At 72.2% G+C, this 24,429-nt stretch carries 19 protein-coding genes and 1 pseudogene; 9 read left to right on the forward strand and 11 right to left on the reverse strand.

Annotated features, from left to right (window positions below):
* Positions 1-157 precede the first annotated feature (157 nt).
* Positions 158-1,318, forward strand: coding sequence for an N-acetylmuramoyl-L-alanine amidase (locus GA0070611_RS22370; RefSeq protein WP_091667524.1), 1,161 nt, complete (start codon positions 158-160; stop codon positions 1,316-1,318).
* A gap of 12 nt (positions 1,319-1,330) precedes the next feature.
* Here GA0070611_RS22370 and GA0070611_RS22375 read toward each other — a convergent pair whose 3' ends face one another.
* Complete coding sequence (locus tag GA0070611_RS22375) at positions 1,331-1,999, reverse strand: GNAT family protein (protein ID WP_091667526.1); 669 nt, start codon at positions 1,997-1,999, stop codon at positions 1,331-1,333.
* 289 nt (positions 2,000-2,288) lie between these two features.
* Here GA0070611_RS22375 and GA0070611_RS22380 point away from each other — a divergent pair, with 289 nt between their 5' ends.
* Positions 2,289-3,602, forward strand: a complete 1,314-nt coding sequence (locus GA0070611_RS22380; protein ID WP_091667528.1) for an aminotransferase-like domain-containing protein — start codon at positions 2,289-2,291, stop codon at positions 3,600-3,602.
* Positions 3,603-3,609: 7 nt separating this feature from the next.
* Positions 3,610-4,608 carry a D-alanine--D-alanine ligase family protein gene (locus GA0070611_RS22385; RefSeq protein WP_091667531.1) on the forward strand — a complete coding sequence of 333 codons (999 nt, stop codon included), beginning with the start codon at positions 3,610-3,612 and terminating at the stop codon, positions 4,606-4,608.
* A 408-nt stretch (positions 4,609-5,016) separates the two neighbouring features.
* Here the strand turns inward: GA0070611_RS22385 and GA0070611_RS22390 are convergent.
* The 9 genes and pseudogenes from GA0070611_RS22390 to rpmH all read right to left on the reverse strand — a co-directional run.
* Positions 5,017-5,608 (reverse strand): annotated as a pseudogene (locus tag GA0070611_RS22390) (hypothetical protein); the annotation flags it as partial.
* 2,096 nt (positions 5,609-7,704) lie between these two features.
* On the reverse strand, positions 7,705-8,730 hold the full coding sequence (locus GA0070611_RS22395) for a ParB/RepB/Spo0J family partition protein (protein WP_091667536.1): 1,026 nt from the start codon (positions 8,728-8,730) through the stop codon (positions 7,705-7,707).
* Between the two features lie 27 nt (positions 8,731-8,757).
* The gene (locus GA0070611_RS32290; protein ID WP_091667538.1) at positions 8,758-10,101 is read right to left on the reverse strand and encodes a ParA family protein; all 1,344 of its coding nucleotides are present in this window, start codon (positions 10,099-10,101) and stop codon (positions 8,758-8,760) included.
* 244 nt (positions 10,102-10,345) lie between these two features.
* A complete protein-coding gene (rsmG, locus tag GA0070611_RS31980) occupies positions 10,346-11,131 on the reverse strand; it encodes a 16S rRNA (guanine(527)-N(7))-methyltransferase RsmG (protein WP_407940451.1) in 786 nt (261 codons plus the stop codon).
* A 412-nt stretch (positions 11,132-11,543) separates the two neighbouring features.
* A complete protein-coding gene (locus tag GA0070611_RS22410; RefSeq protein WP_091667544.1) occupies positions 11,544-12,125 on the reverse strand; it encodes a Jag family protein in 582 nt (193 codons plus the stop codon).
* Between the two features lie 217 nt (positions 12,126-12,342).
* Complete coding sequence (yidC, locus tag GA0070611_RS22415) at positions 12,343-13,320, reverse strand: membrane protein insertase YidC (protein ID WP_091667546.1); 978 nt, start codon at positions 13,318-13,320, stop codon at positions 12,343-12,345.
* Positions 13,321-13,560 (reverse strand): membrane protein insertion efficiency factor YidD, encoded by a 240-nt coding sequence (yidD, locus tag GA0070611_RS22420; RefSeq protein ID WP_231921189.1) that lies wholly within the window; start codon positions 13,558-13,560, stop codon positions 13,321-13,323.
* 44 nt (positions 13,561-13,604) lie between these two features.
* Entirely contained in the window at positions 13,605-14,018 is a 414-nt protein-coding gene (gene rnpA / locus GA0070611_RS22425) for a ribonuclease P protein component (protein ID WP_091667550.1), read from the reverse strand.
* Positions 14,019-14,052: 34 nt separating this feature from the next.
* On the reverse strand, positions 14,053-14,190 hold the full coding sequence (rpmH, locus tag GA0070611_RS22430; RefSeq protein ID WP_091454096.1) for a 50S ribosomal protein L34: 138 nt from the start codon (positions 14,188-14,190) through the stop codon (positions 14,053-14,055).
* Positions 14,191-14,764: 574 nt separating this feature from the next.
* Here rpmH and dnaA point away from each other — a divergent pair.
* The 5 genes from dnaA to GA0070611_RS22455 all read left to right on the forward strand — a co-directional run bounded on the left by dnaA (position 14,765) and on the right by GA0070611_RS22455 (position 21,279).
* Entirely contained in the window at positions 14,765-16,585 is a 1,821-nt protein-coding gene (dnaA, locus tag GA0070611_RS22435) for a chromosomal replication initiator protein DnaA (RefSeq protein ID WP_091667552.1), read from the forward strand.
* Between the two features lie 763 nt (positions 16,586-17,348).
* Positions 17,349-18,482 (forward strand): DNA polymerase III subunit beta, encoded by a 1,134-nt coding sequence (gene dnaN, locus GA0070611_RS22440; RefSeq protein ID WP_091667554.1) that lies wholly within the window; start codon positions 17,349-17,351, stop codon positions 18,480-18,482.
* Between the two features lie 40 nt (positions 18,483-18,522).
* Positions 18,523-19,395, forward strand: a complete 873-nt coding sequence (gnd, locus tag GA0070611_RS22445) for a phosphogluconate dehydrogenase (NAD(+)-dependent, decarboxylating) (protein WP_091667556.1) — start codon at positions 18,523-18,525, stop codon at positions 19,393-19,395.
* A 17-nt stretch (positions 19,396-19,412) separates the two neighbouring features.
* Positions 19,413-20,546 (forward strand): DNA replication/repair protein RecF, encoded by a 1,134-nt coding sequence (gene recF, locus GA0070611_RS22450; protein ID WP_091667559.1) that lies wholly within the window; start codon positions 19,413-19,415, stop codon positions 20,544-20,546.
* Positions 20,547-20,658: 112 nt separating this feature from the next.
* Positions 20,659-21,279 (forward strand): DUF721 domain-containing protein, encoded by a 621-nt coding sequence (locus tag GA0070611_RS22455; protein ID WP_091673284.1) that lies wholly within the window; start codon positions 20,659-20,661, stop codon positions 21,277-21,279.
* Positions 21,280-21,289: 10 nt separating this feature from the next.
* On the opposite strand, the gene GA0070611_RS22460 is transcribed toward GA0070611_RS22455, so the two are convergent.
* Positions 21,290-21,844, reverse strand: a complete 555-nt coding sequence (locus GA0070611_RS22460; RefSeq protein ID WP_091667561.1) for a hypothetical protein — start codon at positions 21,842-21,844, stop codon at positions 21,290-21,292.
* Between the two features lie 577 nt (positions 21,845-22,421).
* Here GA0070611_RS22460 and gyrB point away from each other — a divergent pair.
* The gene (gyrB, locus tag GA0070611_RS22465; protein WP_091667564.1) at positions 22,422-24,368 is read left to right on the forward strand and encodes a DNA topoisomerase (ATP-hydrolyzing) subunit B; all 1,947 of its coding nucleotides are present in this window, start codon (positions 22,422-22,424) and stop codon (positions 24,366-24,368) included.
* Positions 24,369-24,429: the final 61 nt, after the last annotated feature.

Below are 24,429 nucleotides of genomic sequence, written 5' to 3' on the forward strand. Positions count from 1 at the left end.
CCGCACCGTCGGAACCCCTGTCGCCCCACCGGGTGGCGGGGGTTCCGGCCGTTCTGACCTGGGCGAACCGAGACCCGTCCGGCAGCGGTCACGGTACGCTCCGTAGGCGTCCAGCGGAGTTCCCGGCCAGCCAGCGTCCGTGCAGAGGGGGGTCGTCGTGCGTCCGATCCGACCCGGAGACCGGGGAGCCGCGGTAGCCGAGATCCGCTCCGTGCTCACCGGCCTGGAGCTGCTCCCCGCCGACGGCCGGGGCGACGACTTCGACGCCGACACCGAACGCGCCGTCCGGGCGTTCCAGCAGTCCCGTGGCCTCAGCGTGGACGGCCGGGTCGGCACGGAGACCTGGCAGGCGCTGGACGCGGCGCGGTGGCGGCTCGGTGCCCGCACCCTGTACCACGCCGTCCCCGAGCCGCTGATCGGCGAGGACGTCCGCTCCCTGCAGGAACGCCTGCTGGAGATGGGATACGACGCGGGCCGCGCCGACGCCATCTACGGGATCCGCACCTCCCGCGCGGTCGCCCAGTTCCAACGGGAGATGGGGCTGAAACCGGACGGGGCGTGCGGCCCGCACACCATGAACGCGCTACGCCGCCTCGGCCGTAAGGTCGTCGGAGGGCGGCCGCAGTGGCTCCGCGAGTCCGACGCCATCCGCCAGGCCGGACCCACGCTGGTCGGCCGCACGGTGGTGATCGACCCGGGGCACGGCGGCACCGACCCGGGCGAGGTGGTGCCCGACGGGCCGCTGCGCTGGATCGAGGCGGACATGGTGTACGACCTGGCCAGCCGGCTGGAGGGCCGGCTCGCCGCAGCCGGCGTACGGGTGCAGCTCACCCGCGGTCCCACGCCGGAGACCTGCCTGCCGGACGCCGAGCGCGCCGAACTGGCCAACGCCCTCGGGGCCGACGTGTTCATCTCGCTGCACACCGACGGGCACGCCAACCCGGCGGCCGACGGGGTGGCGACCTACCACTACGGCACCGACAACGGCGTCACCTCGGCCACCGGGGAACGGCTGGCCGGCCTGGTGCAGCGGGAGATCGTGGCCCGCACCGGGCTGCGCGACTGCCGTACCCATGCCAAGGCCTGGGACCTGCTGCGACTGACCAGGATGCCGGCGGTACGGGTCGAGGTGGGCTACCTGACCTCGCCGCTGGACCGTGGCCGGTTGGTCGACCCCCGGTTCCGCGACAAGGTGGTCGAGGCGATCGTCGCGGCCGTGCAGCGGATGTACTTCCCGATCGAGCGGGACGTCCCCACCGGCTCGATCGACGTCAGCGAGCTACGGGCCGCCGTCGCGGCCGGCGCGACGATGGACTGAGCCACCGGGCCCTCAGCTCGTGGAGCGGGTGGCCGGGGCGGGGCGCACCGGGCGGAGCAGGCTCTCCGGGCTCATCGAGCCGAGCAGCTTCTCCAGCGCGTACTCGACGTCCGACTTCCAGCTCAGCGCGGTCCGCAACTCCAGCCGCAGGCGCGGGTAGCGGGGGTGCGGGCGGACCGTCTTGAAGCCCACCGAGAGGAAGAAGTCTGCCGGGGCGACGCAGGCCCGGGTCGGGTCGTCCTCCGCGCCGTCGCCGAACTTCGCGTCACCGAAGGCCTCGATCGCCTTGATGCCCCGCTTGGTAAGGTCCCGGGCCACCCCCTGGACCAGCATCCGGCCCAGCCCACCGCCGGCGAAGGCGGGCACCACGGTGGCGTTCATCAGCAGCACGGCGTCCGCCGAGACCGGCGAGGTGGGGAAGGCCATCGAGCGGGGCACGTACGCCGGTGGCGCGTACATGACGAAGCCCGCCGGCATGCCGTCGACGTACACGAGCTTGCCGCAGGAACCCCATTCCAACAGGGTCTGCGAGACCCAGGCCTCCTTCTCCAGACCCGGGTCACCGGCGGCGCAGGCCCGGTCGGCGGAGACCGGGTCCAGCTCCCAGTAGACGCACTCGCGGCACGGACGGGGCAGGTCCTCGAGGGTGTCGAGGGTCAGACTGACCAGACGTCGCGACATCAGTGCATCCCCACCAGTAGGCTCGGGGCGGAGGCCGGATTCGTGCCTCTTTCTTCCCCCGACGAGCGATCGTACGCCGCTGCCGGACGGTTCGGGAGGGGACGCGCGAACGCCCACCCGGGGCGGGGAGTCCCGGTCCGGGATGTGGACGTACCCACACGGTGGGCCCGCAGCCGGCCGGCGCGGACTACCATCGACCGAGCGGGCGCCCGTGCCGCCGCCATGGTTGCCGGCATCGCGGGTACCACTCCGGGCGGCAGCCCCGCCGACACCCGATCGAGGTGATGTCATGACCGGCACGACGCTCGACGACTACACCGACCGGTACGCCCGCCGGGTCCGGGGGATGACGGCCTCCGAGATCCGGGCACTCTTCGCGGTCGCGAGCCGGCCGGAGGTGGTCTCGCTCGCCGGTGGGGCACCGTACATCTCCGCGCTGCCGCTGGACGCGGTCGGCGAGATGCTGGGCCGGCTCGGTGCCGAGCACGGCGCGACCACCCTCCAGTACGGCATCGGCCAGGGCACCCTGGAGCTGCGCGAGCGGATCTGCGAGGTGATGTCCCTCTCCGGGATCGACGCCGCCTGCGGCGCGTCCCCGGAGGACGTGGTGGTCACCGTCGGCGGCCAGCAGGCGCTCGACCTGGTGGCCCGGCTCTTCCTGGACCCGGGTGACGTGGTGCTCGCCGAGGGCCCGACCTACGTCGGCGCACTCGGGGTGTTCCAGGCCGCCCAGGCCCAGGTGGTGCACGTACCGATGGACGACGACGGGCTGATCCCGGCGGCGCTGGAGACGGCCATCGCCGACCTGGCCCGGGCCGGCCGGCGGGTGAAGTTCCTCTACACCATCCCCACCTACCAGAACCCGGCCGGCGTGACGCTGAGCGAGGAGCGGCGCGAGCAGGTGCTCGACATCTGCGAGCGCGCCGGCCTGCTGGTGGTCGAGGACGACCCGTACGGGCAGCTCGGTTTCGAGGGGGAGGCGCCCGCGCCGCTGCGCGCCCGCCGGCGCGACGGGGTGTTCTACCTGAGCACCTTCTCCAAGACGTTCGCCCCCGGCCTGCGGGTGGGCTGGATCCTGGCCCCGCACGCGGTCCGCGACAAGCTGGTGATCGCCAGCGAGGCGAACATCCTCTGCCCCAGCGCGTACGCGCAGGCGGCCGTCTCGACCTACCTGGGCACCATGCCGTGGCGGCAGCAGCTGAAGGTCTACCGCGAGGTCTACCGGGAGCGCCGGGACGCCCTGCTCGCCGCGATGGCCGACCTTATGCCGGCCGGCACCACCTGGACCACTCCGGCCGGCGGCCTCTTCGTCTGGGCCACCCTGCCCGACGGGCTGGACTCCAAGGCGATGATGCCGCGCGCCGTCGCCGCCCGGGTCGCGTACGTGCCCGGCACCGGCTTCTACGCCGACGGCACCGGTGGCGGCAACATGCGGCTCAACTTCTCCTTCCCGTCCCCGGAGCGGATCCGGGAGGGCGTCCGTCGGCTCGCCGGCGTGATGGAGCAGGAGATCGCCATGCGCAAGGTCTTCGGGGCGGTCGGCGGCATCGGGCCCCGGCGGCGGCAGGGCGGCTCGGACGCCCCCGGCCCCGACTTGGCATGATTCCGGCATGGCCGACAGCCCTGCCGCGCATGCTCCCGTGACCCACTCCGACACCACCGGCGACCTCCACGTGCTGGTGCTCGCCGGCGGACTCTCCTACGAGCGGGACGTCTCGCTGCGCTCCGGCCGTCGGGTGCTCGACGCCCTGCGGGCGGTCGGGGTCGACGCCGAGCTGCGGGACGCCGACGTGGCGCTGCTGCCGGCGCTGGCCGCCGACCCGCCGCAGGCGGTGGTCATCGCCCTGCACGGCGCCACCGGCGAGGACGGCTCCCTGCGTGGGGTGCTCGACCTCTGCGACGTGCCGTACGTGGGCTGCGACGCCCGGGCCTCCCGGCTCGCCTGGGACAAGCCATCCGCCAAGGCGGTGCTGCGCGAGGCGGGCATCCCCACCCCGGACTGGGTCGCGCTGCCGCACGACCGCTTCTCCGAGCTGGGCGCGGTGGCCGTGCTGGACCGGATCGTCGACCGGCTCGGCCTGCCGCTGATGGTGAAGCCGGCCCAGGGCGGTTCGGGCCTGGGCGCCGCCGTGGTCCGGGACGCCGCCGCCCTGCCGGCCGCGATGGTGGGCTGCTTCGCGTACGACCAGACGGCGCTGGTGGAGCGCTACGTGCCCGGCATGGACGTGGCGGTCTCGGTGGTGGACCTGGGCGACGGCCCGCAGGCCCTGCCCCCGGTGGAGATCGTGCCCCGCAACGGCGTCTACGACTACGCCGCCCGCTACACCGCCGGGCGCACCACCTGGCACGCGCCGGCCCGGCTCGACCAGGAGACCACCGGTCGGGTGTCCGAGGTGGCGCTCGCCGCGCACCGCGCGCTCGGTCTGCGCGACCTCTCCCGGGTCGACCTGATCGTCGACGGGGCCGGCCAGCCACACGTGCTGGAGGTCAACGTCTCGCCGGGGATGACCGAGACCTCGCTGCTGCCACTGGCCGTCCAGGCCGCAGGGCTCGACTTCGGTCGGGTGCTCGGCGCGCTGGTCGGCCGCGCCGCCGCCCGCCACCGCTGAACCGGCGCGCCGCCGCCCGCCACCGCTGAACCGGCGCGCCGCCGCCCGCCACCGCTGAACCGGCGCGCCGCCGCTCGCCACCGCTGAACCGCTGCGCCGCCGCTCGCCACCGCTGAACCGCTGCGCCGCCGCTCGCCACCGCTGAGCGGGCGCGGGTGCGCGCCGCGCCGGTCGGCCCCGCCAGCGTTGAGCCGCCGTAGGTACTCGGCGTGCTGCTCGGCTCCGCCGCCGCTGGGTGGCCGGGGTGTCATTCCGCCTTCGGCTGCTCCGGTGCCCCGTCCGCCGTCGCCGGCTGCGGCTCCGCCGGCTGCTCCTCCTGCGGCTCTGGGATCTCCTCGGCCGCCTCGATGACGGAGACCGTCTCCTCCTCGGCCGCCGGCTCGGCGTCGCCCGCCGGCGACGCCGACAAACTCGACGGCGCCTGCCACTGGATCCTCGGTGGTTCGGCCAGGGGCCGGCCACCGAACTCCGCCAGCCAGGCGGCGACCATGGCGAGGTTCTCCCGCCACTGCGCCTCGGAGATGGGCGGCAGGATCGAGTCCCACAGGGACAGGAAGGTGCCCCGCAGCTGAAGCCGCCCGTACGGCCGCGCGAGGAACCACATGTGCAGGTGCGCGGAGCCGTCACCCCAGCGGTTGACGTGCACCCGGGCGACGCCGTCCAGGGAACGGATGGCGCGTTCGAGCCGGACGGTCATCACGCCGAGTTCGGCAGCCAGCAGGTTCGGCAGGTCACCGAGGTCGAGGTGGGAGCGGGACTCCAGGATCAGCACCATCGGCAGGCCGGTGGGGCGGTCCATCGCCCGCACCCGCCACCGCTCACCCACCCAGATGTACGCCTCGTCCGGCGCGTTGCAGGCGGTGCACTCGCGGTTTTCCTCCCCTCGGCGGGGAGGTTCGACCGGCACCGGATCGTCGAGCTGCTTGACGCGGAGGTCGCCCTCGAAGGGGAAGGAGGGCCACTGGGTGAAGTCCGGGACTGAGGGAGGGGTGTCCTGCACGACGCTGACCCTAACCGAGTCGGCGACGCCTGTCCCGCCCAGATTTTCGTCGGCGATCGCCCGTCCACGACGTTGTCCACAGGCAGATGAGATCACCAACACACCCCGTCATCCACAGGTCAGCGCGGCTTTCGGAGCGCTGTTTCACGTGAAACGGGAGTGGCCTGTGGAAAACCGCTGTGGATAACTTTCTGGCAGTGGACACCGTCCCACGAGGTGCTTCAGAGGACGCCATTCCTCCAACGAACCAGCCGGCCGGGAGGCTGCGGGTCGCTCCTCGGAACTTCCCGCTGCTCTCATGTTCCGGGCCGAGGAGCGGGCGGAGTGGAGGAGCGGGAAGGCCGCCGGATAGCCCGAGGAGTCGGCGGCCCGGTCCGCGCGGATCAGGCCTGGGATCCGGCCCAGGTTGCAGGCTGTGCGGAGAGAAACCTCCGGCATGCGGCCAGTCGCCCTCGGTTTCACGTGAAACTCGGCACCGGGCCGAAGTGCCGAGCGCCGCTGACACCCGGCGGCCGGGGCGCTCCCGGCAGCCGCCCTGCGGACGGGGATGATTCGCATTCGCGGTCCCTCCGGCAGACGCATTCGGAGGGGGAAGCCCCCCGCGCCGCCCTCGATCCGGCGGAACATCGAGGTGGCAGCCGGCCACGTTCTCCGGCACCGCGGGTTGGTCGGGGAAGCTGGCTCCCTCCCTCTCCCCGGACCGACCCGTCGGTGGTCCCGGAACCCGAGGTCCGTGTCCAGAAATCGAGGACGCACCAGACTCGCGCCCCTTCAGCACCTGTCGGCCGGACAGCGTGCGCTCGGCTCGGCTGCAATCGTTGGCCCTCCCTGTTTCACGTGAAACGGGCCGAGCTGCACCCGACCTTCCAGGTCCCTTCGCCGGGCGGCAGGTCGCTACCGCTCTCGCTGCGTGGATGCCGGCAACCGCAGGCGAGCGGCGGAACGATCCGCAGCCTGGACGCTCGGGGTTGCGCGCCGGTGCGCCGACGGAGTGCACGGTGTCCCCCAAAGCTGGGGGTCCGCCCGAATCCAGCGCGGGTGGTGGTGGGCGGCGGCCGGGATGCGGCCCCACCTGTGCGGTACGCCCCTCCCAGCGTCGCCAGGTACGCCGCCAGTCCACAACAACGCAGTCGGCTCACCACGCCACGAGTCTCAGCCGTACCCGGCCCGAGCACCCCGCCCGGGCATCGCGACTACTCCCGAAGCGGATCCGCGCCGGCAACGGGTTCGCGAGGGATCCGCCCCGCCGCCCTGGCCCACCGTCAGGGGGGCTCACCCGCATCCTCATCGGCCACGTTGCCGCTGCAAAGTCGCGACCGGCTCTGCGTCACCGAGCAGTCGCCCGCTCTGGGCTCTTCTCAGCCCGCCGCTCCGCGATCGGGTACCCGAGGGCACTCATCTCTCGACCGGGCCGTGGTGGGCCCTCTGGTGGCGGCGCAGGCAGGATTGCGCGGCCGCCAGTGGGTGGCCTCTCCCGGCTCCCAGGGCCGGCGGCGTCCAGATGGATGACGTCGGACGGGAACGACGGGTCACCGACCGAAGGATGATGAGGACGGCCGCATGAGTGACGGCCGGACGACGACGGCCCAGGCCTGTCACGAGAACCACCCTTGACGGAACCGCGCAATGGCAAGGGTCCGACCCCGACCCCGGACGGATCGACACTGACCGGGAACCGCCGGGCGACGACGCCCGCGGCCCCGACCAGAACGACGCCAACCGGGAGAGGCCGGATGACGACGGGCCCCGGCCCGGCCCGGGTCGACCCGGTCGGGTCGGGTCGGGTCGACACTGACCGGGAACCGCCGGGCGACGACGCCCGCGTCCCCAACCAGAACGACGCCCTCCGGGAACGGCCGAATGACGACGGGCCCGGCCCCGGGCCCCGACCCGAACGACACCGACCGAAGCGGCCGGACGACGACGGACCGGGTCCCGCCGAGGGCCTGGCCGGAGCGGCCCTGACCGGTGGCCCGGCTGCGGCGAGAGCGGCCCCGCCCGGCGGGCCCGGAACGAAACGGCCGCCCAGCCCGACGGGCCCGGAACGAAACGGCCGCGCCGCCCCCGGAGGGACGACGCGGCCGAGGCGGACCTTGTCACTCCTCGGGAGGCTGCTCCTCGCTCATCCCGATGATGCCCACGATCCGCTCCAGATCGTCGACCGTCGCGAACTCGATGGTGATCTTGCCCTTGCTCCGGCCGATGTCCACCTTGACCCTGGTGTCGAAGCGGTCGGAGAGTCGGTCCGCCAGATCGGTCAGGGCCGGGGCGTGCGGCTTCGGCCGGCGCTTGGCAGCCGGCGCCTTGGCCGGTCCGTCGGCCAGGGCGAGGGCCACCAGTTCCTCGGTCGCCCGTACGGAGATGCCCTCCGCAACGATCCGCTTGGCCAGGTTCTCCTGTGCCTCGGCGTCCTCCAGGCTCAGCAGCGCACGGGCGTGGCCGGCCGAGAGCACGCCGGCGGCCACTCGCCGCTGCACCTGCGCGGGCAGGTTCATCAGCCGGATGGTGTTGGAGATCTGCGGCCGGCTCCGGCCGATCCGGCGGGCCAGCTCCTCGTGCGTCGCCCCGAACTCCTCCAGCAGCTGCTGGTACGCGGCCGCCTCTTCCAGCGGGTTGAGGTTGGCCCGATGGATGTTCTCCAGGAGCGCGTCCCGGAGCATCGCGTCGTCCTTGGTGTCCCGGACGATGGCGGGGATGTTCTCCCGGCCGACCGCCTGGGCCGCTCGCCACCGCCGCTCACCCATGACGAGTTCGTACTTCTCGTCGTCGAGCTGACGTACGACGATCGGCTGAAGGAAGCCGACCTCCTGGATGGAGGTCTTCAGCTCCTCCAGCGCCTCCTCGTCGAATACCTGCCGGGGCTGCTTCGGGTTCGGCATGATCGCGTCGACCGGGATCTCCGCGAAGCGGGCACCGGGAACCGGGCTCAGTTGCGGCTCGGGCGCCGCAGCCACCGGGGCTTGCGGCACGGCGACGCCAGCCGGTTCGGGTGCGGGAGCGGCCGGGACGGGTGCCGCACCGCTCTCGCCCTCAGTGGCCGTCGGGGCAGCGTCCGGCACGGGCCCGGTGGGGATGAGGGCGCCGAGCCCTCTCCCCAGACCGCCACGAGGACGGTTCTTCATGCGACGCCTCCCAGCGACTTCTCCGCACTACGCATTCCGACTCACCGGCTCCTTGACGCCCCGCTCGGCAATCTCCTGGGCGGCCTCGAAGTAACTCGTCGCGCCCCGCGAACCGGGATCGTAGGTCATCACCGACTGGCCGTAGCTCGGTGCCTCCGAGACCCGCACGTTCCGGGGGATGACCGCCTGGAGGACCTTGTCCCCGAAGTGGTTCCGGACGTCCTGCTCCACCGCGTCGGCCAGCCGGGTACGCCGGTCGTACATCGTCAACAGGATGGTGGAGACGTCGAGCCGCGGGTTGAGGTGCTGACGGACCAGGTTGATGTTGTTGATCAGCTGGTTCAGGCCCTCCAGCGCGTAGTACTCGCACTGGATGGGGATCAGCACCTCCTGCGCGGCCACCAGCGCGTTGACCGTGAGCAGGCCGAGCGAGGGCGGACAGTCGATGAAGACGTAGTCGAAGTGTCCGGGGTAGGCGGCGATCGCCCGGGCCAGGCGGGACTCCCGGGCGACCACCGACACCAGCTCGATCTCCGCGCCGGCCAGGTCGATGGTGGCCGGTACGCACCACAGGTTCGGGATGCCCTCGACGGCCTGCGCCACCTCCTCCAACGGCACGCTGTCGATCAGGCAGTCGTAGACGTCGGGCACGCCGGTGTGGTGCGGCACGTTCAAGCCGGTGGAAGCGTTGCCCTGCGGATCGAGGTCGACCACCAGGACCCGGTTGCCGTGCAGGGCGAGCGCCACCGCGAGGTTCACCGTGGTCGTGGTCTTGCCCACGCCACCCTTCTGGTTCGCGACGCACATCACCCGGGTCCGCTCGGGGCGAGGCATGGTCACCTCACCGCTGGGGTTCAGGATCTGCACGGCGCGCATAGCCTCCATAGCCAACGGTGGGTCATCCTCTTCGCGCGTCGGGGTTTCACGTGAAACGTACGTGCCGGGATCGGGTTCGGCCTCGTAGCCGGGGGTCGGTGGCGTGTCGGCCGGGATCACCACACCGCTCACGCTCGCCACCGGGCCCGGTTGCTGCGGTACGCCCGAGACGGGCGGCTGGGGCTCGTAGCGGGCCGGCACGGCCGCATTGCCGCGCGCCGGAGCGGGACGGGTGCTCGGCGCGTTCGCCGGGCCGTCGGTCGGGTCGTGCGGTTCGCGCGCCAACGGCACGTTTGCCGGGGCCGACGAGACGGGCCGGGCGGGTACGTCCCGCCGGGCCACCGGCTCGCACTCCGGTGAACGGGTGGACGGGCTGCCGGGTTCCTCGCTCGCCGACCAGCCCGGGTAGTCGGTTTCACGTGAAACGGGGTCGCCGGAGGATCGCCCTGCCGGCCCGTTCACCCGTCGGTCGTCGTACCTGCCGTCGTCATGCACCTGTCATCCCTGCCCGCTCCGGATGGTCGGTCCGCACCCCGTCAATGTCAGGCCCCCGCACTCCACGGCGCGGCGTCAAGGCCCGGTGGGAACGGTCGGGTTCGGGTGCCGCCCGGCACCGCCGTTCCACACTATCGACGCGCGGTCAGCCTACGGCGGACGGGCACAGCCGGTCCACGTCGGGTTTGATCGTTCGCCGGTTCCGCACCCGGTCCAACGAGCGAACCCGCGGCCGGAAGCCCGGTCAGCGCTCCCGGTCGCGGCCGCCCCGGCGACGACCGCCCCGCGAGCGCTTCGGCGCCTTCTTCCGGGCCGGACCGATCACCCGCTCGCGTACCACCTCGATCACCGTAGCCGGCGGGTCGATCACGTCGACACCGCACCGGTGCAGCTCCGGCTCGCCGCCACCGAGTCGCGCCACGGCGGCCCCGTGTTCGGCGATCTCCTCGGCCGCGGATGCCCCCTTGAGGGCGATCAGGCGACCACCGCCCACCGTGAGCGGCAGGCACCAGGCGGCCAGCTTGTCGAGGGCGGCCACCGCCCGCGCGGTCACCACATCAGCGCTCAGCGCCGGCTTGTCCCGGGTGCCGACGGCTGCCTCCTCCGCCCGCCCCCGGAAGACCCGCACCATCCGGGTCAGTCCGAGCTGTTCGACGGCCTCGATGAGGAAGGCGGTCCGCCGGGCGAGCGGTTCGACGAGGGTGACGGTGAGGTCGGGCCGGGCGATCGCCAGCACCAGGCCGGGCAGCCCGGCACCGGAGCCGACGTCGATGACGCTGGCCCCCTCCGGGATCCGCTCCGCCATCGCCGCGCAGTTGAGCAGGTGTCGCTCCCACAGCCGCGGCGTCTCGCGGGGGCCGATCAGGCCGCGGACCACGCCCTCCGTGGCCAGCAGTTCGGCGTACGCGGCGGCCAGCTCGAGCCGGTCGCCGAAGAGGACCCGGGCGGCCTCGGCCAGCTCGGGCGGCAGGGTCACGTCGGCCGGGGCCGGTCGTTCGGCCGGGACCGGGGTGCCGGTGTCGACGGGCAGGTCGGCGGAGTCCACGAAGGACGATCCCGCCGGGTCCGCCAAGGTGTCCGGCTCCGCGAAGACCGGGTCCACCGATCCGGCGGGCGCCGGACCCTCGGTCGCGGGCTCGTCCGGGCCGACCGGTGACTCCGGCTCGGTCGAGAAGGCCAACGGCACCGGCTCGGTCGAGAAGGCGGGTGGCACCGCGCCGGGCGCCCCGGCCGGCTCCGGGCCGACGGCATCCTCCGCCTCCCCGGAGAACGTGGGATCGACCGGGGTCGGCGGCAGTTCGGACGGGGGCAGCGCGGCGGCGTCCCCACCGGCAGAGAAGATCGGGTCCACGGTCGGGTCGGGCCGCACAGGCGACGGCCCGGGCGGCGTACCACCCGGGCCGGCAACGGCACCCGCCGTCGTGTCGTCGTGAGCCACCCGGTCAGGCCGCCGGCCGGACGACGATGCGGCGGTTCGGTTCGACACCCTCGGACTCGCTCTCCACCCCGGTCAGGGCGTTCACCACGTCGTGCACGCACTTGCGCTCGAACGCGGACATCGGCTCCAGGCGCACCGGCTCGCCGTACTCCTTGACCTTCTCCACGGCGTTGCGGGCGACGGCGGCCAACTCCTTGCGCCGGTTGGCCCGGTAGCCACCGACGTCGAGCAGCAGCCGGCTCGGCGTACCGGTCTGCCGGAACACCGCCAGCCGGGCCAGTTCCTGGAGCGCCTCCAGGGTGGCCCCGCGCTGCCCGACCAGGTTCTGCAGGCGGTCACCGACCACCTCGACGACGGGACGGCCACCGGAGACCAGCTCGTCGATGTCACCGTCGTAGTCGAGGATGTCGAGCAGGCCCTCGATGTAGTCGGCGGCGATCTCGCTCTGCCCGAACAACTCGCTCTCGGCGGGGGCCTTCTTCTCCCGGACCCCCTCGGCCCGGGTCTCCTCGTTCTCGCCCGTGGCAGCCGGCACGCTCTCCTCGTCCACGGACGCGTCGGCGCTGGGGATGCTGGTCTCGGTCACGGTGTCATCTCCGTACTCGCTCGGCCGGACCGTCGGGTCCGCTGGTCTCCCGAGGGCCGGCGGGAGGTCTCGCCGGTGCCCGTCGGGCACGTCTGTACGGGCCAGTTTCGCCCGTGACCGCGCTGCGCGCGGCGGTTCCGGCCCGGCGCCGACCGTACGGTGGCAGCTCGACGACCGGAACGGGCCGCCGCCGGAGACCGGCGGCGGCCCGGAGGGGTCAGCCCTGACGCTTGGCGGGGCGGCTCTTCTTCGGGTTGACCGGCTTGGCGCCGGGCTTCGGGCCGGCCACCTTGGGGGCGGCCGCCGGAGCCTTCGCAACCGGCTGGGCGGTCTTGCGGCCGAGGAGCCCACCGGTCTTGGCGACCGGCTGGCCGTTGGTCTTGGCGGCACCCTTCGGCGGCACCAGCGGCGGGAACTTCCGCAGCACCCACTGCTGCTGGCCGAGGGTGAAGAGGTTGTTGGTGACCCAGTAGATGATCACACCGATCGGGAAGATCGAGCCGGAGACGAGCAGCGAGACCGGGATGCCGTAGAGCATCAGCCGCTGGACCATGCGCTGCTGCGGGTCCTCGGCCCAGCCGGTCTTCAGGATCATCTGACGGCTGGTCAGGTACGTGGTGGCGATCATGATGCAGACCAGGATGCCGGCGACGATCTTCACGGTGCCGGTGTTCGCGCCGAGGCCGGCGAGCTGCTCGGTGGTGGAGCCGAACCGGCCGGAGATCGGGGCGGAGAAGAGCTTCGCGTTCGAGGCGCTCTCGAACTGCTGCACGGTCCAGCCGTACAGGGTCTTCTGGGTGTTCTCCGGGGTCAGCCGCTTGAGGGTGTGGAACAGGCCGAGGAAGACCGGGATCTGGAGGAACATCGGAAGGCAGCCCATCAGCGGGTTGGCCTTTTCCTTCCGGTAGAGCTCCATCATCTCCTTCTGGAGCGTCTCCCGGTCACCCTTGTGCTTCTCCTGGAGCTCCTTCACCTTCGGCTGGAGCGCCTGCATCGCCCGCTGGGACTTGATCTGCTTGACGAAGACCGGGAAGAGGATCACCCGGACCGTGACCACCAGGAAGACGATGGCGAGGATCCAGGACCAGTTCGTACCGATCACGGCCTCGATCGGCACCCCGATGGCGTCCCAGGCCGAGTGCCAGGTGAGCAGGATCCACGAGATCGCGTAGTAGATCCAGTCGAGACTAAACACTCAGGCTCCAGTCACGTCGGCACGGCGGCGGTCGCCCGGCTCCGGCACCGGGTCGTGTCCACCTGGGTGGAAGGGGTGGCAGCGCGACAACCGCCGGACCGTCAGCCAGGCTCCCCGGAACGCACCGTGCCGGGTCACCGCCTCCACGGCGTAGGCACTGCACGACGGGTAGAACCGGCAGCGGGCCGGCAGTGCCGGACTTATCCACCGACGGTACGCGATGATGGGTGCCAGCAGCATGCGGGCACCGGTAGTGGTCGGCCGCGGGGCGGCGCTGTCCCCGCTCACCGGGACCGCCGACCCCGGGGGGCCCGGGCGGCGGCAACGGCCGCGTCCAGGTCCGTCCCCAGCCGGTCGTACGACGCCTCGGCGGCCGGCGGCAGCGCGCGTACCACCAGGGTGCTCCCGGCGGGCAGGGCGTCGAGGCGCTCGCGGACCAGGTGTCGCAGCCGCCGACGGACCTTGTTGCGGACGACTGCGTTGCCGACGGCCTTGGACACGACGAAGCCGGCGCGGGTCGGTGCGGATGGCTCCGCACCGCTGCTCCGCGCCGGCTCCGGCGAGGTTGTCGCGGTAGGTCCGGTCGACTCGGGAAGGGTCAGGTGGACCACGACCGCGCCGCGTCCGACGCGTCGGCCACCCCGGACCGCTGCGGCGAAGTCGTTACTCCGCCGCAGTCGCTGCGCGGCGGCCAACACGACTGCGCACGTCCCCGGACCGGACCGGTCGGCCTCAGGCCGACAGGCGGGCGCGGCCCTTGGCGCGACGGGTCGAGATGATGGCGCGGCCGGCACGGGTGCGCATGCGCAGCCGGAAGCCGTGGGTCTTCGCGCGCCGGCGGTTGTTCGGCTGGAAGGTGCGCTTGCTCACGTCAGGCTCTCCGTTGTCGTACGCCCCGCGCGGGGGATCGCCCGGGGTCGTGTGGTGGTTCAGACCACCGTGGCGGTGGCCTCCGATCGGTGCTGCCCGGCGACGCGGGTCTCGGCGAGGCGAGAAGACGACCGCGGACAGCAAGCACCCATCACCCTAGCAGAGGGCGAGAGAGCAGCCGCTCCAGCCTACGCAGGGGGGCAATGACCGTCAAACATCACACCCCGGGCACCCAGGTACGGCGCAACCCCGACCGAAGGGGCGCTTTTCGCTGATGTTGACAAGCCTCCCACGGCGGCGACGGTTGATGACGCGGGGCCCGCACTGTTAGCGTGCCCGATTGCGGTCAGCGCCGGGGTCCGGGTTGTCGCTGACGGGCAAGACCGGACCAGGGAGTGAATCGTTCGGCACGGTGAACCCGCTTCAACGCCTCCGGTGACCAGGGGGGCAGGTCCGACCCGCGTCCGGTGGGCGGCCACAATCGGTCGGTACACACAGGCTGTGGATAACTTGTGGATGACGACCGGTCAGCCGTCCGGGCGGGCGTGAGCAGAGGCGAGGGGGTGGCACGACGGTGACCGGAGCGACCGACCTTGCCGCGGTGTGGACAGCGACGACCGACGAACTCGCCGACGAGATCATCTCCGCGCAGCAGCGCGCGTACCTCCGGCTGACCCGGCTCCGGGCGATCGTCGAGGACACCGCCCTGCTCTCCGTGCCCGACGCGTTCACCCGGGACGTGATCGAGTCCCGGCTGCGCCCCGCCATCACCGAGGCCCTGAGCCGGCGGTTCGGCCGCCCGATCCAGGTGGCCGTCACCGTACGCGTCGCCGAGGACCCCGCCGGGCGCCCGGCGGGCACCGTCTACCGCAGCACTCCGGAGCCGCCGATCGCGGCGGACGGACCGGCCGACCTGCTCGCCGGGTTCGACCAGCCCGGCCCGCCCCGGACGGCACCCGGCTTCCCGGAGCTGGGCTACCCGGCCACGGCATACCCGGAGCAGCGCCCGGACCAGCCGGTGGAGGAGCCGGCCCCCCGGCAGCGCACCCCCGACGGTGGCCGGCCGCAGCCCGCCCCGGCCGCGCGGGACGGTCAGGACACCCTCTTCGGCACCGCCTTCGCCGAGCCGATGCGCGCGGAGCGCCGAGGCTACGACGAACCACCGGCCCGGATCGACCCGCCGGCGCGCGACGGTCGCGGCTACGAGCAGCCCCGCTACCGGGAGGCGGCCGGCCCGGCCGATCCGCCGCCGCTGCGTGGTCTGCCCCGCGACGGCGGGACCGACTCGGGGCCGGGCCGCAGTGGCGCAGATCACCGTCCCGGTGGTCAGGCCGACCGGCGGCTCCCCGGTGGGGCGGAGACCGGGGGCAACCGGCTCAACCCGAAGTACATGTTCGAGACGTTCGTCATCGGTTCCTCGAACCGGTTCGCGCACGCCGCGAGCGTCGCGGTGGCCGAGTCGCCGGCGAAGGCGTACAACCCGCTCTTCATCTACGGCAGCTCCGGGCTGGGCAAGACCCACCTGCTGCACGCCATCGGGCACTACGCCACGACGCTCGGCAACGCCCGCTCGGTCCGGTACGTCTCGACCGAGGAGTTCACCAACGACTTCATCAACTCCCTGCGGGACGACAAGACCAGCGCGTTCCAGCGCCGCTACCGGGACGTCGACATCCTCCTGATCGACGACATCCAGTTCCTGGAGAACCGGGAGCGGACCCAGGAGGAGTTCTTCCACACCTTCAACACCCTGCACAACGCGAACAAGCAGATCGTGATCACCTCCGACCGCTCGCCGAAGCAGCTGGCGACGCTGGAGGACCGGCTGCGGACCCGGTTCGAGTGGGGACTGCTGGCCGACATCCAGCCGCCCGACCTGGAGACCCGGATCGCGATCCTGCAGAAGAAGGCGGCCCAGGAGCGGCTCTACGCCCCGCCGGACGTGCTGGAGTTCATCGCCTCCCGGGTGTCGAACTCGATCCGGGAGCTGGAGGGCGCACTGATCCGGGTGACCGCCTTCGCCAGCCTGACCCGCTCGTCGGTGGAGCTGTCGCTGGCCGAGGAGGTGCTGCGGGACTTCATCCCCGACGGTGCCGGCCCGGAGATCACCGCCGACCAGATCATGGTCTCCACCTCGGAGTACTTCGGGGTGAGCCTGGAGGACCTGCGGGGGCACTCCCGGTCCCGGGTCCTGGTCAACGCCCGCCAGGTCGCCATGTACCTGTGCCGGGAGCTGACCGATCTCTCGTTGCCCCGGATCGGCCAGGCGTTCGGCGGTCGGGACCACACCACCGTCATGCACGCCGATCGGAAGATCCGTCAGCAGATGGCGGAGCGGCGCTCGCTCTACAACCAGATCGCCGAGCTGACCAACCGGATCAAGCAGACCACCTAGTTCCACCGACGACGCGCAGCGCCCGGCCGGACCACCGGCCGGGCTTTTTTGGTGCCTGTGGACACCCCGCGCTTGACCCTCGACCCGGTGCAGGGCCCAGGATCGGTGTCGTGTTCGTCCACAGCCCGACCCGGTTGTCCACATCCCCTGTGTCACAGGCTGTGGAGAAACACGCTCAGTCCTCGACCGGTTACCCACAGACTGTGGACAACTCCTGGGGACGGGCCTGTGGACGCCTGGGGACAACCGCGTCGTTGTCCACCGACGACGGTCGGCCTGTGGGCTTCCTGTTGAAGGTTCTGGGGACGACGTCGTCGGATGTCGTCGCGGTCGTCCACAACCATGGGGAGAAACCCGGTGGATTACCGGTGGACAACCGGTGGACAACGGTGGACAACCCGGGGGCGGTGGCGGGCTGTGGACCGCGACACGGGTTTTACCCCTGGTTCTCCACAGGCAAACCACCGGTGGATAACCTGTCTGACCTGCGCGGACGCCGGTTCTCCACAGTTTGCACAGGTGCGATGAAGACGATGAGTTATCTCTTCTAAAGAATCAAAAACCAATCATCACCGTTGGACTTCCTGTGGATCGGGCCGGAGCGCTGCCGTCGGCAGTCACCCCGGCACCTGGAAGCACGGGGTCGGGCGCACAGCCGATGCCCACGCGCCCTAAGGTGCGATGGGTACCCGCACGGTCGGGCGGGACGGGTGAGAGCGGTCGGCATGAGAGAGTTGTCGCTGACGTCGACGCGGAGGCATTGATGAAGTTCCGAGTGGAGCGCGACGCGCTCGCCGAGGCGGTCGCGTGGACCGCCAAGAGCCTGCCCAACCGACCCTCCGTACCGGTCCTGGCCGGGGTGATGCTCCGCGTCACCGACGGCAACCTCCAGGTCTCCGGCTTCGACTACGAGGTCTCCAGCCAGGTCACCGTCGAGGTGCAGGGGGACGCCGACGGCGCCGCCCTCGTCTCCGGTCGCCTGCTCGCCGAGATCACCAAGGCCCTGCCGGCCAAGCCGGTGGACATCGCCGCCGTCGGCTCGCACCTGGAGCTGGTCTGCGGCAGCGCCCGCTTCACCCTGCCGACCATGCCGGTCGAGGACTACCCGGCCCTGCCGGAGATGCCGGAGAGCGCGGGCACCGTCGACGCCGCCGCCTTCGCCGCCGCCGTCGCCCAGGTCGCCGTCGCCGCGGGCCGGGACGAGACGCTGCCGATGATGACCGGCGTACGCCTCGAGCTCTCCGGCGGCACGCTGGCGATGCTCGCCACCGACCGCTACCGGCTGGCGCTGCGGGAGATGCAGTGGAACCCGGACGACCCGGAGATCAGCCTCAACGCGCTGGTGCCGGCCCGGACGTTGAATGACACCGCCAAGGCCCTCGGCCCGCTCGGCGGTCAGGTCACCATGGCCCTGTCCCAGGGCGGCGCGGGCGAAGGCATGATCGGCTTCTCCGGCGGCACCCGGCGTACCACCAGCCGGCTGCTGGACGGCGCGAACTACCCGCCGGTGCGCTCGCTCTTCCCGGCCAGCCACAACGCGGAGGCGCGGGTCCCGGTCGCCACGCTGATCGAGGTGGTCAAGCGCGTCGCGCTGGTCGCCGAGCGCACCACCCCGGTGCTGCTGAGCTTCAGCGCCGACGGGCTGGTCGTCGAGGCCGGCGGCACCGAGGAGGCCCGGGCCAGCGAGGCCATGGAGGCCACCTTCACCGGTGACGCGCTGACCATCGGCTTCAACCCGCAGTACCTGATCGACGGTCTGGCCAACCTGGGCGCCCAGTACGCGCAGCTGGCCTTCGTCGACGCCTTCAAGCCGGCGGTGATTTCCCCGGCCGGCGAGGATGGCGAGGTCATCCCCGGGTACCGGTACCTCATCATGCCGATCCGCGTGTCCCGCTGATCGCACCCGGCAACACCCAGACGTACGGAGGTAGCAGCAGATGCAGCTCGGCCTGGTAGGACTCGGCCGGATGGGCGGCAACATGCGCGAGCGGTTGCGCGCGGCCGGCCACGAGGTGGTCGGCTACGACCGCAACGCGGAGCTGAGCGACGTCGCGAGCCTCGCGGAGCTGGCCGAGAAGCTGGAGTCGCCGCGCGCCATCTGGGTGATGGTGCCGGCCGGCGTCACCGACGCCACCATCGACGAGCTCGCCGGTCTGCTCGGTGCGGGCGACATCATCATCGACGGCGGCAACTCGCGGTTCAGCGACGACGCCCCCCGCGCGGAGCGCCTCAACGAGCAGGGCATCGGCTACCTGGACGTCGGCGTCTCCGGCGGTGTCTGGGGCAAGCAGAACGGCTACGCCCTGATGGTCGGCGGCGCCGAGCAGCACGTCGAGCGGCTGATGCCGATCTTCGAGGCGCTCAAGCCCGAGGGCGAGTTCGGTTTCGTGCACGCCGGCCCGGTCGGTGCCGGCCACTACGCCAAGATGGTGCACAACGGCATCGAGTACGGCCTGATGCACGCCTACGCCGAGGGCTACGAGCTGCTGTCGAAGTCCGAGCTGGTGACCAACGTGCCGGGCGTCTTCAAGTCCTGGCGCGAGGGCACCGTGGTCCGGTCCTGGCTGCTCGACCTGCTCGACCGCGCGCTGGACGAGGACCCGGAGCTGGCCGAGCTGAGCAGCTACACCGAGGACACCGGCGAGGGCCGCTGGACGGTCGACGAGGCGGTCCGGCTGGCCGTGCCGCTGAACGTCATCACCGCCTCGCTGTTCGCCCGGTTCGCGTCCCGCCAGGACGAGTCGCCGGCGATGAAGGCCGTCGCCGCGCTGCGCCAGCAGTTCGGCGGGCACGCCGTCCACAAGCGCTGACCGGTATCCACAGCCCTGTGTACGTCCGCCGGCTCGAACTCGTCGACTTCCGCTCCTACGAGCGGGTCGGCGTCGACCTGGAGCCGGGTCCGAACGTGCTGATCGGCGCCAACGGCGTCGGCAAGACCAACCTGGTCGAGGCGTTGGGCTACGTGGCGACCCTGGACTCGCACCGGGTCGCCACGGACGCCCCGCTGGTCCGGATGGGGGCCACCAGCGCGGTGATCCGCTGCGCGGTGGTGCACGAGGGGCGCGAACTCCTGGTCGAACTGGAGATCGTCCCCGGCAAGGCCAACCGGGCCCGACTGGGCCGCTCACCGGCCCGGCGGGCCCGGGACGTGCTCGGCGCGCTGCGGCTGGTGCTCTTCGCCCCGGAGGACCTGGAACTGGTCCGGGGCGACCCCGCCGAACGCCGCCGCTACCTCGACGACCTGCTGGTCACCCGGCAGCCCCGGTACGCCGGCGTGCGCGCCGACTACGACCGGGTGGTCAAGCAGCGCAACGCCCTGCTGCGGACGGCGTACCTGGCCCGCAAGACGGGTGGGACGCGCGGCGGCGACCTCTCCACGCTGGCGGTCTGGGACGCCCACCTGGCGCAGTACGGGGCGGAGCTGCTCGCCGGGCGGCTGGAGCTGGTCGCGGCGCTCACCCCGCACGTGGCCAAGGCGTACGACGCGGTGGCGGCGGGACGCGGGGCGGCGGGGATCGCGTACCGGCCGTCGGTGGAGCTGCCCGAGGCGGGGGCCGACCGGGCCGTGCTGGCCGAGGCGCTGGCCGTCGCGCTGGTCGAGCAGCGGTCGGCGGAAATCGAACGGGGCACCACCCTGGTCGGCCCGCACCGTGACGACCTCGCCCTCACCCTCGGCCCGCTGCCCGCCAAGGGGTACGCCAGCCACGGCGAGTCCTGGTCGTACGCGCTGGCGCTGCGGCTGGCCGGGTACGACCTGCTGCGCGCCGACGGCATCGAGCCGGTGCTGGTGCTCGACGACGTCTTCGCCGAGCTGGACGCCGGGCGCCGCGAGCGCCTGGCCGAGCTGGTCGGTGGGGCCGCCCAGCTCCTGGTGACCTGTGCGGTCGACGACGACGTGCCGGCGGCGCTGCGCGGTGCCCGGTACGCCGTCGGTGAGGGGGCGGTACGCCGTGTCGGATGACTTCCAGCTCCCGCCGGCCCGGCTGGGGCCGGGACGCGGTGCGCGTACCCCCGAGGGGTCGGACCCGGACGGGCCCGCCGTGGCGCGCGGCCGGAACCGCGGCGGCGGTCAGGTGCCCGGGGACGGTGCGGACGGCGGCGAGGCGGGCCCGCGACGGACCTCGGGCGGGCAGCGGCGACCGGCCGACGCCCCGGCCGGCGCGGGCGGTGACGGCACCGGCGCGGCCACCGACGGCGCGGCCGGGCCGGAGCTGGCGCGGGCCGTGCTGGACGCGGCGAAGGCCCGGCGGCAGGCCGCCGCCCCGGCGCGGCGGCGCAGCGCGGTACGCGGTGACGGCGAGAAGCGGCTGCGCGGCTACTCCGGTCCCGGCCCGGACCCGCGCGATCCGCAGCTGCTCGGCGCGGTGCTGGCGAAACTGGTCAAGGCGCGTGGCTGGCAGCAGCCGGCGGCCGAGGCGACCGTCTTCGGGGCCTGGGAGAAGGTGGTGGGGCCGGAGGTGGCGCAGCACAGCCGCCCGGTCAAGCTGGAGGACGGCGAGCTGACCGTGGAGGCCCGCTCCACCGCCTGGGCCACCCAGCTGCGGCTGCTCGCCGCTTCACTGCTGAAGCAGATCGCCAGCGAGGTCGGCCACAACGTGGTGCGCAAGCTGCACATCCACGGTCCCGCCGCGCCGTCCTGGTCGCGGGGTCCGCGCCGGGTGCGCGGTCGCGGGCCGCGCGACACCTACGGCTGAGCCGTCGGGCTCAGACGTCGGCGTAGACCGCGAAGCCCCGGTCGGCGCAGCGCCGGTAGAAGGCCGCCAGGACGCTCAGCTCGGCGCAGGTGAAGTTCCACTGCGGCGGTTCGCCGGCCTCGTCGCGCAGCCGGTCGAGGCGGCTGTCCAGCCAGCGCAGCTGCTGTTCGGCCAGGCGACCGTCGCCCAGCAGCGCGCGCAGCACGTCGCTGACCGACTCGAAGGTCACCGTCTCGCCGATCGGCCGGTGCCGGGCGACGAACTTCTCCACGCCGTCGGCGATCCAGGAGCAGCCGTCGGGGTCGATCACCGGGTCCTCGTCCTCGGCCGAGTTCTCCGTGGCGTAGAGCACATTTTCCAGGCCGAGGATCAGGTCGACCAGCTCCGTGTACGCGGTCGCGCGCACCGTGCCGGTCTTCGCGATCAGCTCGGCGAGCGCCGCGGTGGGGGCGGAGATCCGTGGCAGGTCCACGATCTCGCCGAAGTCGACGAACTCGGCCGGCGCGACCGGATCGTAGAAGCGGCCGGTACGCGGCCAGTGCACCGCGACGTTGTCCAGCCCCATCTGGCGTCACCTCTCACCAAGCACGTTGTCGGACCGATCGGGTCGATCGTCCCGGTTCCGGCCGCGAAGGATCAAGACCGCAGCGGCGGCGCCGCAAAGGTACGGCACGTCCGGTCCCACCGCGACCCCCGGGCGGTTCCGGTCCGTCGCGTCGGGGTGTTCGGCCGACCACGCGCCGTCATGGCCCGGCGTCGGACGGTTCGCGCCCGGGTGGTCGGCCGCGCCCCCGATCAGGGGCTGGCGTGTAGGGGGAGTCGCGGACAGCGCCCTTCGGGCCGCTACGGGGGTCTCAGCCGCCCCGCAGCGGTGCCGAGTGGCGGTTTCGTCGTCCGCGCACAGTAAGATTGGGGGCGAGACGAAAGACCCGACACGGAGCGACGGACACGGGCCCGCAGGGCCCTTGATCATTGTCCCGGATCGGGTCCGAGCCGATCGCGATCCGCGGGCAACCGCGGCGACCGGCGCAGCGATCCGTGACCTGGACACCCGGGGACCGGTGCGTGCGCCGACGTCGTGTCCTGTCCGCCGAACCCGCGCCCCGCGCCCTGGCGTGGTCGGTGCGAGAAAGTGGCCGAGGGTGGCAGCGCAGGACAAGCAGGAGTACGGCGCCGAGTCGATCACCGTTCTCGAAGGGCTGGAGGCCGTCCGGAAGCGGCCCGGTATGTACATCGGCTCCACCGGTGAGCGCGGTCTGCACCACCTCGTGTGGGAGGTCGTCGACAACGCGGTGGACGAGGCGCTCGCCGGGCACTGCGACACCATCGACGTGGTGCTGCTGGCCGACGGCGGGGTCCGGGTCACCGACAACGGCCGTGGTTTCCCGGTCGACCTGCACCCGAAGCTGAAGAAGCCGGGTGTCGAGGTCGCGCTGACCGTGCTGCACGCGGGCGGCAAGTTCGACGGCAAGGCGTACGCGGTCTCCGGCGGTCTGCACGGCGTCGGCGTGTCCGTGGTGAACGCGCTCTCCACCAGGATGGCCGTGGAGATCCACAAGTCGGGCTCGGTCTGGCGGCAGCAGTACCACAACTCCAAGCCCACCCCGCTGGAGAAGGGCGAGTCGACGGACCGGACCGGTTCGGCGGTCTCCTTCTGGCCGGACGCGGACGTCTTCGAGACCGTCGACTTCGACTTCCAGACCATCTACCGCCGGCTCCAGGAGATGGCCTTCCTGACCCGCGGCCTCACCATCCACCTGCTCGACGAGCGGGTCCCGGAGGGTGAGGAGGGCAAGCTCCGCGAGGTCACCTTCCGCTACGACGGCGGCATCGCCGACTTCGTCCGGCACCTCAACGCCTCGAAGAACCCGATCCACAAGACGGTGGTCGAGTTCGGGGCCGAGGAGGAGGGCATGTCGCTCGAGATCGCCATGCAGTGGAACGAGTCGTACGGCGAGTCGGTCTACACCTTCGCGAACAACATCAACACCCACGAGGGCGGCACCCACGAGGAGGGCTTCCGGTCCGCGTTGACCAGCGTGGTCAACCGCTACGGCGCGGAGAAGAAGCTGCTCAAGGGGGACGAGAAGCTCTCCGGCGAGGACATCCGGGAGGGCCTGGCCGCGATCATCTCGGTCAAGCTGACCAACCCGCAGTTCGAGGGCCAGACGAAGACCAAGCTGGGCAACACGCCGGTGAAGAGCTTCGTGCAGCGGGTCTGCAACGACCGGTTGGTCGACTGGTTCGACCGCAACCCGGCCGAGGCCAAGATGATCATTCAGAAGGCGTCCCAGGCCGCCCGGGCCCGGATCGCGGCGCAGCAGGCGCGCAAGCTGGCCCGGCGCAAGTCGCTGCTGGAGTCCGGCTCGATGCCGGGCAAGCTGGCCGACTGCCAGTCGACCGACCCGCGCGAGTCCGAGGTCTTCATCGTCGAGGGCGACTCGGCCGGCGGCTCGGCCAAGCAGGGCCGCGACCCCCGTACCCAGGCGATCCTGCCGATCCGCGGCAAGATCCTCAACGTGGAGAAGGCCCGGATCGACCGGGTGCTGAAGAACAACGAGGTCCAGGCGCTGATCACCGCGCTGGGCACCGGCATCCACGACGACTTCGACATCGAGAAGCTGCGCTACCACAAGATCGTGCTGATGGCCGACGCCGACGTCGACGGCCAGCACATCCAGACGCTGCTGCTCACCCTGCTGTTCCGCTTCATGCGGCCGCTGGTCGAGCTGGGTCACGTCTACCTGGCCGCCCCGCCGCTCTACAAGATCAAGTGGAACAAGAAGGGTGACGACGCCCAGTACGCGTACTCCGACCGGGAGCGGGACGGGCTGATCGCGCTGCGCCAGCAGAAGAAGCCCAACGCCAAGCCGGACGACATCCAGCGGTTCAAGGGCCTCGGCGAGATGAACTATCCCGAGCTGTGGGAGACCACGATGAACCCGGCCACCCGCACCCTGCGCCGGGTGACCCTCGACGACGCCGCAACCGCCGACGAGCTGTTCAGCGTCCTGATGGGTGAGGACGTCGAGGCGCGTCGCTCGTTCATCCAGCGCAACGCCAAGGACGTGCGGTTCCTCGACATCTGACGGACCATGCCGGGCCGGCCGGAAATCCACCGGCCGGCCCGCTGGTCCACAGGTTTATCCA

The sequence above is a fragment of the Micromonospora auratinigra genome, assembly GCF_900089595.1.
GTDB lineage: Bacteria > Actinomycetota > Actinomycetes > Mycobacteriales > Micromonosporaceae > Micromonospora > Micromonospora auratinigra.

Coding starts and splice junctions, on each gene's coding strand:
- GA0070611_RS22375 (WP_091667526.1), bottom strand. CDS start 1,999: ATGTCGCGACGTCTGGTCAGTCTGACCCTCGACACCCTCGAGGACCTG.
- GA0070611_RS22380 (WP_091667528.1), top strand. CDS start 2,289: ATGACCGGCACGACGCTCGACGACTACACCGACCGGTACGCCCGCCGG.
- GA0070611_RS22385 (WP_091667531.1), top strand. CDS start 3,610: ATGGCCGACAGCCCTGCCGCGCATGCTCCCGTGACCCACTCCGACACC.
- GA0070611_RS22395 (WP_091667536.1), bottom strand. CDS start 8,730: ATGAAGAACCGTCCTCGTGGCGGTCTGGGGAGAGGGCTCGGCGCCCTC.
- yidD (WP_231921189.1), bottom strand. CDS start 13,560: ATGCTGCTGGCACCCATCATCGCGTACCGTCGGTGGATAAGTCCGGCA.
- dnaN (WP_091667554.1), top strand. CDS start 17,349: ATGAAGTTCCGAGTGGAGCGCGACGCGCTCGCCGAGGCGGTCGCGTGG.
- gnd (WP_091667556.1), top strand. CDS start 18,523: ATGCAGCTCGGCCTGGTAGGACTCGGCCGGATGGGCGGCAACATGCGC.
- GA0070611_RS22460 (WP_091667561.1), bottom strand. CDS start 21,844: ATGGGGCTGGACAACGTCGCGGTGCACTGGCCGCGTACCGGCCGCTTC.